This window comes from Stenotrophomonas sp. TWI819 (genome assembly GCF_039673075.1).
In the GTDB taxonomy this organism is placed as follows: domain Bacteria; phylum Pseudomonadota; class Gammaproteobacteria; order Xanthomonadales; family Xanthomonadaceae; genus Stenotrophomonas; species Stenotrophomonas rhizophila_B.
In genome coordinates this window covers 140805-152794 of sequence record NZ_JBDJKY010000003.1, presented here as the reverse complement: position 1 = coordinate 152794, position 11990 = coordinate 140805, and the positions used below count along the sequence as shown (strand labels likewise).

General features: G+C 67.1%; 9 protein-coding genes and 1 tRNA gene. 9 read left to right on the top strand and 1 reads right to left on the bottom strand.

Annotated elements, in window-relative coordinates:
* Positions 1-7: 7 nt before the first annotated feature.
* Positions 8-1438 (top strand): sugar porter family MFS transporter, encoded by a 1431-nt coding sequence (locus ABE463_RS05470; protein ID WP_259260327.1) that lies wholly within the window; start codon positions 8-10, stop codon positions 1436-1438.
* A 150-nt stretch (positions 1439-1588) separates the two neighbouring features.
* On the opposite strand, the gene ABE463_RS05465 is transcribed toward ABE463_RS05470, so the two are convergent.
* A tRNA-Glu gene (locus ABE463_RS05465) sits at positions 1589-1663 on the bottom strand.
* 50 nt (positions 1664-1713) lie between these two features.
* On the opposite strand from ABE463_RS05465, the gene pcnB reads away from it, so the two are divergent.
* The 8 genes from pcnB to ABE463_RS05425 all read left to right on the top strand — a co-directional run bounded on the left by pcnB (position 1714) and on the right by ABE463_RS05425 (position 11967).
* A complete protein-coding gene (pcnB, locus tag ABE463_RS05460) occupies positions 1714-3081 on the top strand; it encodes a polynucleotide adenylyltransferase PcnB (RefSeq protein ID WP_123728947.1) in 1368 nt (455 codons plus the stop codon).
* Positions 3082-3084: 3 nt separating this feature from the next.
* Complete coding sequence (folK, locus tag ABE463_RS05455) at positions 3085-3573, top strand: 2-amino-4-hydroxy-6-hydroxymethyldihydropteridine diphosphokinase (RefSeq protein ID WP_346467492.1); 489 nt, start codon at positions 3085-3087, stop codon at positions 3571-3573.
* 31 nt (positions 3574-3604) lie between these two features.
* Positions 3605-4420, top strand: a complete 816-nt coding sequence (panB, locus tag ABE463_RS05450; protein WP_259260329.1) for a 3-methyl-2-oxobutanoate hydroxymethyltransferase — start codon at positions 3605-3607, stop codon at positions 4418-4420.
* Positions 4417-5259, top strand: a complete 843-nt coding sequence (gene panC / locus ABE463_RS05445; protein WP_346467491.1) for a pantoate--beta-alanine ligase — start codon at positions 4417-4419, stop codon at positions 5257-5259. The genes panB and panC overlap by 4 nt, the downstream gene beginning before the upstream one ends.
* A 212-nt stretch (positions 5260-5471) precedes the next feature.
* A complete protein-coding gene (gene panD / locus ABE463_RS05440; RefSeq protein WP_019183273.1) occupies positions 5472-5852 on the top strand; it encodes an aspartate 1-decarboxylase in 381 nt (126 codons plus the stop codon).
* Positions 5849-7363 carry a glucose-6-phosphate isomerase gene (gene pgi, locus ABE463_RS05435; protein WP_346467490.1) on the top strand — a complete coding sequence of 505 codons (1515 nt, stop codon included), beginning with the start codon at positions 5849-5851 and terminating at the stop codon, positions 7361-7363. Before panD ends, pgi begins: the two co-directional genes overlap by 4 nt.
* A 335-nt stretch (positions 7364-7698) precedes the next feature.
* Positions 7699-10305, top strand: a complete 2607-nt coding sequence (locus ABE463_RS05430; RefSeq protein ID WP_346467489.1) for an exo 1,3/1,4-beta-D-glucan glucohydrolase — start codon at positions 7699-7701, stop codon at positions 10303-10305.
* Between the two features lie 99 nt (positions 10306-10404).
* On the top strand, positions 10405-11967 hold the full coding sequence (locus ABE463_RS05425) for a sodium/sugar symporter (RefSeq protein ID WP_346467600.1): 1563 nt from the start codon (positions 10405-10407) through the stop codon (positions 11965-11967).
* Positions 11968-11990: the final 23 nt, after the last annotated feature.

Here is an 11990-nt window from a genome sequence, read left to right as displayed (position 1 = left end):
GGTTCCCATGTCCAGTGCTTCGCTCAGCAGTACCCGCGCCGGCAGCGGCGAGAACACCGGCTTCATCGTCCTGATCAGCTGCGTGGCCACCATCGGTGGCTTCCTGTTCGGCTTCGACAGCGGCGTGATCAACGGCACCGTCGACGGCCTGAAGGACACCTTCCAGTCCAGTTCGGCCGGGATTGGCTTCGAGGTCGCCTCGATGCTGCTCGGCTGTGCGATCGGTGCGTTCTTCGCCGGCCGCCTCGGTGACCGGCTCGGCCGTCGCGGCGTGCTGATCATCGCCGCGGTGATGTTCCTGTTCTCCGCGTTGGGGGCCGGGGCGGCACACAGCTCCACGGTGTTCATCATCGCCCGGGTGATCGGTGGCTTCGCGGTCGGTGCGGCCAGCGTGATGTCGCCGGCCTACATCGCCGAGGTGGCCTCGGCCCGCTACCGCGGCCGGCTGGCGACGGTGCAGCAGATCGCGATCATCAGCGGCCTGTTCTGCGCCTTCCTCAGCAATTACCTGCTGGCCAAGGCGGCCGGTGCCTCCACCCAGGAGCTGTGGCTGGGGCAGGCGGCATGGCGCTGGATGTTCTGGATGCAGGCCATTCCCTCGCTGCTGTTCCTGTGCCTGCTGCTGGTGATCCCGGAGAGCCCGCGCTTCCTGGTGGTCAAAGGGCGCCGTGACCAGGCCCTGGCGGTACTGACCCGTCTGTACGGCCCGGCCGAGGCGCAGGCCAAGATCACCGAAATCGAAGGCTCGCTGTCCCAGGACCAGCACCGCCCGACCTTCTCGGATCTGATCAGCAAGACCACCGGCAAGCTGCGCCCGATCGTCTGGATCGGCATCGGCCTGGCGGTGTTCCAGCAGCTGGTCGGCATCAACGTCGTCTTCTATTACGGCGCGGTGCTGTGGCAGGCGGTCGGCTTCTCGGAGAACGACGCGCTGCTGATCAACGTGCTGTCCGGCGCGCTGAGCATCGGTGCGTGCCTGATCACCGTGGTGCTGATCGACCGCATCGGCCGCAAGCCGCTGCTGTGGGTCGGCTCGGTCGGCATGGCGATCTCGCTGGCCCTGGTCACCATCGCCTTCGCCAGTGGCTCGCTGGATACCGCCGGGAAGCTTCAGCTCACTGACAACATGGGCGTGCTGGCGCTGGTGGCGGCCAACGTCTACGTGATCTTCTTCAACATGTCCTGGGGTCCGGTGATGTGGGTGATGCTGGGCGAGATGTTCCCCAACCAGATCCGCGGTTCGGGGCTGGCGGTGGCCGGCGCGGCGCAGTGGACCTCCAACTTCGCCATCACCGTGTCCTTCCCGATCCTGCTGGGGAGCATCGGCCTGGCCGGTGCCTACGGCATCTATACGGTGGCGGCGGTGATCTCGGTGTTCTTCGTGCTGCGCTTCGTCAAGGAGACCAAGGGCAAGGAACTGGAGCAGATGGAGGGCTGAGCCGCTCCGGATGGCCCTGCGCGCAGGGCAGGGGCCAGGTCGGGGAGTGCGCTCCCCGGTCCGGGCCTGGCAGGACAGCCGCCGCAGCCCCTGGGCCCTGAACGCAAAAAACCCCGCCGTGGCGGGGTTTTTGGCTTTCTGCACCGCGACTGGTGCTCCCTAGGGGACTCGAACCCCTGTTTTAGCCTTGAGAGGGCCACGTCCTAACCATTAGACGAAGGGAGCAGGCTTTGTCGCGAACTGCGCAGCGCGCTAGTATATGGACCTAGATGCCATTGGGCAATCCCGAAAACTCAACCGGAAGCGCCAACATCAATTCCTCTGCTACATCACCGTTCAGCCTGCGCGTGATCCCGCGCGATCAGCACAACATCTCCCGCAAGGACATCAGCCCCAACGCCCTGCGCGTTCTGTACCGGCTGCGTGATTCCGGGTTTGCCGGTTACCTGGTCGGCGGCGCCGTCCGCGATCTGCTGGTGAACGGCCACCCCAAGGATTTCGACGTCGCCACCGATGCGACGCCCGAGCAGGTCAAGCAGTTGTTCCGCAACTGCCGGCTGATCGGCCGCCGCTTCCGCCTGGCGCACGTGGTGTTCGGCCGCGAGATCATCGAGGTCGCCACCTTCCGCGCCAATATCGACGATGGCAGCGGCGACCGTGAGATGGAAAACGGCATGCTCGTACGCGACAACGTGTACGGCAGCATCGAAGACGACGCGATCCGCCGCGACTTCACCTGCAACGCCCTGTACTACGCGATCGAGGATTTCTCGGTCCGCGATTACACCGGTGGCTTTGAAGATGTGCAGGCGCGCCTGATGAAGCTGATCGGTGAACCCGAGCAGCGCTACCGCGAAGACCCGGTGCGCATGCTGCGCGCGGTGCGCCTGGCGGCCAAGCTGGGCTTCCAGATCGAAGACGCGACCGCCGAACCGCTGCCGCGCCTGGCCAATCTGCTGGCCGAGGCTGCCCCGGCGCGACTGTTCGAGGAAGTGCTCAAGCTGTTCCTGTCCGGGCACGGCGTGGCCAGCTTCGAGGGCCTGGAGCGGTATGGCCTGCTCGACGTCATGTTCCCCGAGAGCGCCGCCGCCCTGCGCAGCAATCGCAGTGGCGCGTTGCGCCGCATGGTCATCGAAGGCCTGCACAATACCGATCTGCGTGTGGCCAATGATGAACCGGTGTCGCCGTCGTTCCTGTTCGCGCTGCTGCTGTGGCCGGCCTTCTGCCGCGCCCTGGCCAGCCTGCAGAAGCAGGGCGTCGCACTGGAAGAGGCGCAGCGCCGCGCCGCGGACCGCGTGACCCTGCACCAGTTGAGCACGATCGCCCTGCCGCGCCGCTTCTCGCTGCCGATGCAGGAAATCTGGCTGCTGCAGGGCCGCTTCAGCTCGCGCCAGCGCAAGCGCGTGATCCGGACCCTGACCCATCCGCGCTTCCGCGCCGCCTACGACTTCCTGGTCCTGCGCCAAGTCGCCTCCAGCGAGCATGAGGCCGACGTGGCGTTCTGGCGCGAGGCCCAGCTGCAGTCCGGCACCGAGCTGGATTCGGCGCTGGATGCCGCCCAGGCAGACGGTGAGGGCGAAGACGGTGCACCGCGCAAGCGTCGCCGCCGCCGCCGCCGTCCCGGTGGAGTGGCAGGCGAGTAAGTCGTGACCCTGGCCTGTATCGGATTGGGCGCCAATCTGGGGGACGCCGCGCAGACCCTGCGTGAGGCGTTCCAGGCGCTGGCGGCCCTGCCGCAGACCACGCTGCGGGCCCGCTCGCAGCTGTACAGCACGCCGGCCTGGGGCAACGAAGACCAGCCGGCGTTCGTCAACGCCGCCGCCGTGCTGGAGACCGCGTTGCCCGCACCGGATCTGCTGGCTGCCCTGCTGGAGATCGAGCGCCGTTTCGGCCGCGTACGCGATCCGGCCGTGCACTGGGGGCCGCGTGCACTCGATCTGGACGTGCTGCTGTATGGCGAAGAGGTGATCGATCTGCCGCAGCTGCAGGTGCCGCACCCGTATCTGCATGCACGTGCGTTCGCGTTGCTGCCCTTGGCCGAGATCGCGCCGGAGGCCACGATTCCCGGCCATGGCCGCGTGCGGGATGCTGTGATGCGGGTCGACTCCTGCGGGATCTCGCCAATAGGAGGATAATGGGGGGCTTATCGCCACCGGTTATCAGCTCATGAGTACCCACGCAGACAGCAAGCCCTGGACCGTCCCCGCCTTGGCGGAGGCCAAGCGCACGGGGCAGAAGCTGGTGATGTTGACCGCCTACGATGCCGGGTTCGCCCGCAGCTTCGACGCCAACGGCGTGGACCTGATCCTGATCGGCGACTCGCTGGGCATGGTGGTGCAGGGGCACGATTCGACCCTGCCGGTGACCACCGACGACATGGTCTATCACACCCGCGCCGTGGCCCGGGTGCTGGAGCGTGCGCTGCTGGTGGCCGATCTGCCGTTCGGCGCCGATGCCACCCCGGAGCGCGCACTGGATGCCTCGCTGCGGCTGCTCCAGGCCGGTGCCGAGATGGTCAAGATCGAAGGTGCCGGCTTCAAGCTGGACATCATCCGTTACCTGGTCGAGCGCGAGATTCCGGTCTGCTCGCACCTGGGCCTGACCCCGCAGTCGGTGCTTCGCCTGGGCGGTTATCGCGTGCAGGGCCGTGGCGATGCCGCCCAGCAGCTGCGCGATGACGCCAAGGCCGCGGTCGCCGCCGGCGCCAGCCTGGTCGTGCTCGAATGCGTGCCCACGCCGGTGGCTGCGCAGGTCACCGCGGACATCAGCGTGCCCACCATCGGCATCGGTGCCGGCCCGCAGTGCGATGGCCAGGTGCTGGTGCTGCATGATTTCCTCGGTCTGGACAGCGGCCACCGCCGTCCCAAGTTCGTCAAGGATTTCCTTGCCGAAGGCGGGTCGGTTGCCGGTGCGGTCCGTGCCTACGCCGACGCCGTGCGCGACGGCTCCTTCCCCGACGCAGAACACGCCTACGCCTCATGATCGATACCGTCACCGAACTGTCCCGCCTGCGCGCTGTCGTCAATGGCTGGAAGCGGGAGGGGCTGCGCGTTGCGCTGGTCCCGACCATGGGCAACCTGCACGCCGGGCACTACTCGCTGGTCACGCTGGCGCGGCGGTACGCCGACCGCGTGGTCTCCAGCGTCTTCGTCAATCCGACCCAGTTCGGGCCGAACGAAGATTTCACCCGTTACCCGCGCACGCCCGAAGCCGACACCACCGGGTTGGAGCAGGCCGGCTGCGATGTGCTGTGGCTGCCCACCGTTGAATCCATGTACCCGTTCGGCGTGGAGCTGGCGGCCAGCGTCAACGTGCCGGGCATCAGCGGTCTGCTCGAAGGCGCGCACCGCCCGGGCCATTTCGATGGTGTCTGCACCGTGGTGTCGCGCCTGTTCAACCAGGTCCAGCCGGACGTGGCAGCCTTCGGCAAGAAGGACTTCCAGCAGCTGGCGGTGATCCGCCAGATGGTGGAAGACCTGGCCTTCCCGATCCAGATCGTCGGCGGCGATATCGTGCGCGAAGACGACGGCCTGGCGATGAGCTCGCGCAACCAGTACCTCAACGCGGAGCAGCGCAGCGTCTCGACCACCATCCACCAGGTGCTGCTGGGCATGCGCGAAGGCTTCATCGCCGGCAAGACCCGCAGCCTGATCGAGGCCGAAGCGGCCGCCGCGCTGCAGGCCGCCGGGTTCCAGGTGGACTACGCCGTGGTTCGCCTGCCGGACCTGTCCGAGCCGGCCGATGCCAATGACGGCACCCGCGTGGCGCTGATCGCCGCACGGATCGGCAATACCCGGTTGATCGACAACCTGGAGTTCTGAGGGCTGCGCCCCGCCGGGTAGGGCCGCCCCATGGGTGGCTGCTGGGCGATGCCGGACGCCCAGCCACCCATGGGGGGGCTCTACGCCGGGCCGGGTGGTGTCGTGACGATGCTGAACCGCCGGCAGCCCCCGGCATGACCGCGCGCGCCAGCCCCTGCCGCCCGCCCCCCGGGTGCTAGAATTTCCCTTTCCTTTACCGTTGTCCCGTTGCCATGCATCTGTCCCTGCTGAAGACCAAGATCCACCGCGCCACCGTCACGCATTCCGAGCTGAACTACGAAGGTTCCATCGCCATCGATGACAACCTGCTGGCTGCGACCGGCATCCGTGAGTTCGAACAGGTGCACATCTGGGACGTCACCAACGGTGCGCGTTTCTCGACTTATGCCATCCGCGCCGAAGCCGGCAGCGGCGTGGTCTCGCTCAACGGTGGCGCCGCGCGTCACGTGCAGGTGGGCGACATCATCATCATCGCCGCCTTCGCCAGCATGAGCGAAGAAGAAGCTGACAGCTTCAAGCCGAAGTTGGTATATGTGGACGGCAAGAACCAGATCTCCCACACCAACGACACGATCCCGACACAGGCCGCATGACACAGCACAACGGATTCGACCCGCTTCATTCCCATGCCCAGCGCCTGCGTGGCGCGAGCATCCCTTCGTTGATCGCCGCCGAACCGGGCCGCGCACAATCGCTGGGGCTGCGGGTCGGTCCGTTGTACGTCAATTTCGCGCGGCAGAAGTACGACCGCGCGGCGTTGGACGCACTGCTGCAGCTGGCCACCGAGCGCGATGTCGCCGGCGGTTTCCAGCGGTTGTTCCGTGGTGAAACGGTCAACGTGACCGAAGGTCGTGCGGCGCTGCACACCGCGCTGCGCGGCGATGCCAGCGGCGCGCCGGTGGCCGGTGAGGCCTTCGCCACCGCCGCGCAGGTGCGCCAGCAGATGGGCGAGCTGATCGCCGCGCTGGAAGCAACCACTATCACCGATATCGTCAGCGTCGGCATTGGCGGCTCGGACCTGGGTCCGCGGCTGGTCGCCGATGCGCTGCGTCCGGTCTCCGGGGCGCGCTTCCGCGTGCATTTCGTGTCGAACGTGGACGGTGCCGCGATGCAGCGCACGCTCGCCACGCTGGACCCGGCGACCACGGCCGGCATCCTGATCTCCAAGACCTTCGGCACCCAGGAAACCCTGCTCAACGGGCAGATCCTGCACGATTGGCTGGGCGGCAGCGAGCGCCTGTATGCGGTCAGTGCCAACCCGGAGCGTGCGGCCAAGGCCTTCTCGATCGCCGCCGGCCGCGTGCTGCCGATGTGGGACTGGGTGGGCGGGCGCTACTCGCTGTGGTCGGCGGTCGGTTTTCCGATCGCGCTGGCGATCGGCTTCACGCGTTTCGAGCAGCTGCTCGAGGGCGCGGCGCAGATGGACGAACACGCGCTCACCGCGCCGCTGGCGCAGAACCTGCCGGTGCTGCATGCGCTGACCGATATCTGGAACCGCAACCTGCTCGGCCATGCCACGCATGCGGTGATGACCTATGACCAGCGCCTGGCGCTGCTGCCGGCCTACCTGCAGCAGCTGGTGATGGAAAGCCTGGGCAAGCGCGTGCAGCTCGATGGCAGTCCGGTCGCCAGTGACACCGTACCGGTGTGGTGGGGTGGGGCGGGCACCGACGTGCAGCACAGCTTCTTCCAGGCGCTGCACCAGGGCACCAGCGTGATCCCGGCCGATTTCATCGGCTGCGTGCACAACGATGATCCCTACGTGGTCAACCACCAGGCGCTGATGGCCAACCTGCTGGCGCAGACCGAGGCGCTGGCCAATGGCCAGGGCAGCGAGGATCCCCATCGCGAGTATCCCGGTGGCCGTCCGAGCACCCTGATCCTGCTCGATGCGCTGACCCCGCAGTCGCTCGGCGCGCTGATCGCCATGTACGAACACGCCGTGTACGTGCAGTCGCTGATCTGGAACATCAACGCCTTCGACCAGTTCGGCGTGGAGCTGGGCAAGCAGCTGGCCAGCCAGTTGCTGCCCGCGCTGCAGGGCCAGGCGCATGCCATCACCGATCCGGTGACGCTGGAACTGCTGGGCCGTCTCAAGGGCTGAGCATCGGCGCAGGCTGTGCCATCACGAACCGCCGGCCTGTCCGGCGGTTCTGCGTTGTGGCCGCCGGATCGCATCGCGTTCTGCGCAGTACACGCGGCAGGGGATACTGCAGCGCAACACGGATTGCCGCGCCACTCGGCCCAGGTATGCCGTAAACCGCCGTGATTGCAGGGTGGGTCATCGGTTTTGGCTATAGCCCAATCCCATACCAGCCTGCGCCGACGGCATAGCCGCGCGGTGGATTGACAGCGTGGCCCGCAACGCCAAAGGTAGGCCGTCATGGCGCGGGGAGTCGTGCCATCCGTCTGCTGCCTGTGCAATACCTGGGAGGGTACATGCCGTTGCTTTCGCTTCGTTCCAACCGGCGGTCGATCCGCCACGCCCTTGCGCTGGCCACCTCGGCCACGGTGTTGCTGCTGGCCGGCTGCGGCGGCGACACGCCGGCCACGACCGCGCAGGCTCCGGCGCCGGCTGCTGAGGCCGATGCCAACGCCATCCACCCGCAGGACTGGCCGGAACTGACCTGGCCGCTGGCCGACGACCCGGCGCTGGAGAAGCGCATCGATGCGCTGATGGCGGGCATGAGCGTGGAGCAGAAAGTCGGGCAGACCGTGCAGGGCGACATCGCCAGCATGACCCCCGATGACGTGCGCCGGTATCACATCGGCTCGGTGCTGGCCGGCGGCAACTCGGATCCGGATGGCAAGTACGATGCGCCGCCCTCGGCGTGGCTGAAGCTTGCCGATGCCTACTACGCGGCCTCGATGGATCCCGCCAGCGGCGGCCCCGGCATCCCGATCATCTTCGGTATCGATGCGGTGCACGGCCAGAGCAACATCGTCGGCGCCACGCTGTTCCCGCACAACATCGGTCTGGGCGCGACCCGCAATCCCGACCTGATGCGCCAGATCGGCCAGGTCACCGCGGTCGAAACGCGTACCACCGGCATGGAGTGGACCTTCGCACCCACCGTGGCGGTGCCGCAGGATGATCGCTGGGGCCGCACCTACGAAGGCTATTCTGAATCGCCGGAGGTGGTGGCCAGCTTCGCCGGCAAGGTCGTGGAAGGCCTGCAGGGCGTGCCGGGCCAGCCGGGCTTCCTCGATGGCCACCACGTGATCGCCTCGGTCAAGCATTACGCCGGCGACGGTGGCACCACGCACGGCAAGGACCAGGGTGACACCCAGGTCAGCGAAGCGGTGATGCGCGACGTGCACGCCGCCGGGTATCCGCCCGCCATCCAGGCCGGTGCGCAGACCGTGATGGCCTCGTTCAACAGCTTCAATGGCGTCTCCATGCACGGCCACAAGCCGATGCTGACCGACGTGTTGAAGGGGCGCATGCACTTCGGCGGCTTCGTGGTCGGCGACTGGAACGGCCACGGCAAAGTGGCCGGCTGCACCAACGACAACTGCCCGGCCTCGTTCAATGCCGGCGTGGACATGCTGATGGCGCCCGACAGCTGGAAAGGCATCTATGAGAGCAATGTCGTTGCGGTGAAGTCTGGCGTGATCAGCATGGCGCGCCTGGATGAAGCGGTGCGTCGCATCCTGCGGGTCAAGCTGCGGCTGGGCCTGTTCGAGGCCGGCAAGCCGTCCACGCGCCCGCTCGGTGGCAAGTTCGAGCTGCTCGGCGCGCCCGAACATCGCGCGATCGCGCGCCAGGCGGTACGCGAATCGCTGGTGCTGCTGAAGAACCAGGACGGCGTCCTGCCGCTGGCGCCGAAGCAGCGCGTGCTGGTCGCCGGTGACGGTGCCGATGATCTGGGCAAGCAGTCCGGTGGCTGGACGCTCAATTGGCAGGGCACCGGCACCAAGCGTGCCGATTACCCGAATGCGGACAGCATCTGGGATGGGCTGAAGCAGCAGGTCACCGCCGCCGGTGGCAGTGCCGAGCTGGCGATCGACGGCAGGTACCGCACCAAGCCGGATGTCGCGGTGGTGGTGGTGGGCGAGAACCCGTACGCCGAGTTCCAGGGCGACATCGCCACGCTGGCCTACAAGCCGGGCGATGACAGCGATCTGCAGTTGATCAAGCGGCTCAGGAGCGAGGGCATCAAGGTGGTCACGGTGTTCCTCAGCGGCCGCCCGCTGTGGGTGAACCGCGAGATCAATGCGTCCGATGCTTTCGTTGCAGCATGGCTGCCGGGCTCGGAAGGGGCAGGCATCGCCGATGTGCTGCTGCGCAGGCCCGACGGCAGCGTGCAGCACGACTTCAAGGGCACGCTCAGCTTCTCCTGGCCGCGCACCGCCGTGCAGTACCAGAACAACGTCGGCCAGAAGGACTACGACCCGCAGTTCGCCTTCGGCTTCGGCCTGCACTACGCCGACAACGGCAACCTCGCCGCACTGCCGGAGGTCTCGGGCATCACCGGTGAGCAGGGCGATGCCGGTGTGTACTTCAACAAAGGCAAGCCGACCGCCGGTCTGGCCATGCGCCTGAGCGGGGTCAAACAGTCGGAACTGCCGGCAGTGACGTTCCCGGCCGTGCTCAGCGATGCCAGCCTCAAGGTGTCCGCGATCGATCACAAGGCGCAGGAAGATGCGCGTCGCCTGCAGTGGTCGGGCAGTGGCAAGGCGAACATGGCGCTGCTGTCCACGCGGCCGCTGGACCTCACCCGCGAAAGCAATGGCGATGTGCAGCTGCTGCTGACCGTGCGCCGGAGCGGCGCGATCGCCGGGCCGGTGGGGCTGGCGATCGGCTGCGGCCAGGGCTGCGAAGGCAGGGTCGATCTGGCTCCCACGCTGGGCGGCATCGCCGAGGGCGAATGGCAGACGATCGGCGTGCCGTTGAAGTGTTTCGCCACAGCCGGCGCGGACCTGTCGAAGATCGAGCGCCTGCCGGTGCTGGAGTCTTCCCACGCGCTGGACCTGTCGGTGTCGCGGATCGCGCTGGGCACCGGCAACGACGCCAAGACCGTGGTCGCCTGCGCGACCCGATGAAGCCACACGGGCCCCTGCCGCCGCGGCAGGGGCTGATCGCCACCGCGCGCTGCGTTTGCCGGCGCGCGGGACGGTGCAATGTTGCATAAGGAGCATGACGTGGGATTGGCAACACTCGATGTGGCAATCGTGCTGGTGTACCTGGCCGGCATCTTCGTGCTGGCGCAATGGGTCTCGCGCGAGAAGGCCGGGCACAGCAAAAGTGCCGAAGACTACTTCCTGGCCGGGCGCTCGCTGCCGTGGTGGGCCATCGGTGCCTCGCTGATCGCGGCCAACATCTCGGCCGAGCAGATCATCGGCATGTCCGGCTCCGGCTATGCGATCGGCCTGGCCATCGCGTCCTACGAATGGATGGCCGCGCTCACCCTGCTGATCGTCGGCAAGTACTTCCTGCCGATCTTCCTGCGCAACGGCATCTACACGATGCCGCAATTCCTGCAGCAGCGGTACGGCAACCGCATCCGCACGCTGATGGCGGTGTTCTGGTTGGGGCTGTACGTCTTCGTCAACCTGACCTCGATCCTGTGGCTGGGCTCGATCGCGGTGACCGAGGTCACCGGCATGGACCAGATGCTGGCGCTGGTGCTGATCGGCGTGTTCGCGCTGCTCTACCAGTTGTACGGTGGGCTGAAGGCAGTGGCGCTCACGGACATCGTGCAGGTCTCGCTGCTGATCCTCGGGGGTCTGCTGGTGACCGCGCTCACCCTCAATGCGGTGGGGGGCGAGGCCGGCATTCCCGGCGGCTTCCAGAAACTGTGGGATCAGCATCCGGAGCACTTCCAGATGATCCTGCACCCGGACAACCCGTTCTACAAAGACCTGCCGGGCCTGAGCGTGCTGATCGGCGGGCTGTGGATCATGAATCTGAGCTACTGGGGCTTCAACCAGTACATCATCCAGCGCGCGCTGGCGGCCAAGGACATCGGCGAAGCGCAGAAGGGCGTGCTGTTCGCGGCCTTCCTGAAGCTGTTGGTGCCGCTGGTGGTCGTGGTGCCGGGCATCGCGGCGGTGGTGCTGGCGCCGGATCTGGGCAAGCCGGACCGTGCCTACCCGGCGATGATGAGCCTGTTGCCCAGCGGCATCCTCGGCCTCGTCTTCGCCGCGCTGGTGGCCGCGATCGTGGCGTCGCTGGCGTCGAAGATCAATTCGGTGGCGACCATTTTCACCCTGGATTTCTACGCCAAGGCGCGTCCGCAGAGCAGTCAGACCACGCTGGTGCGCGTGGGCCGCATCGCGGCGACGGTGGCGGTGCTGGTGGCGATCGCCACGGCGCGTCCCTTGCTGGGCAGCTTCGACCAGGGCTTCCAGTACATCCAGGAATTCACCGGCTTCTTCACCCCGGGCATCACGGTGATCTTCCTGCTGGGCCTGTTCTGGAAGAAGGCCAGCGAAGCCGGTGCACTGGCGGCGGCGATCGGCTCGTTCGCCTTGTCGATCGTGCTGAAACTGGCATGGCCGTCGCTGCCGTTCATCGACCGTGTCGGCCTGGTGTTCCTGCTGGCGCTGGTGCTGGCCGTGCTGATCTCGCTGTGGAAGCCGGCGCGCACCGGGCAGGATCTGATCCGTACCGATGACGTGCGCTACGCCACGCCGATGAGTTTCAACATCGGCGGTGCGGCGGTGATCGCGATTCTGATCGCGTTGTACACGGTGTTCTGGTAACCGCGATCACCTGCATGCGGCAA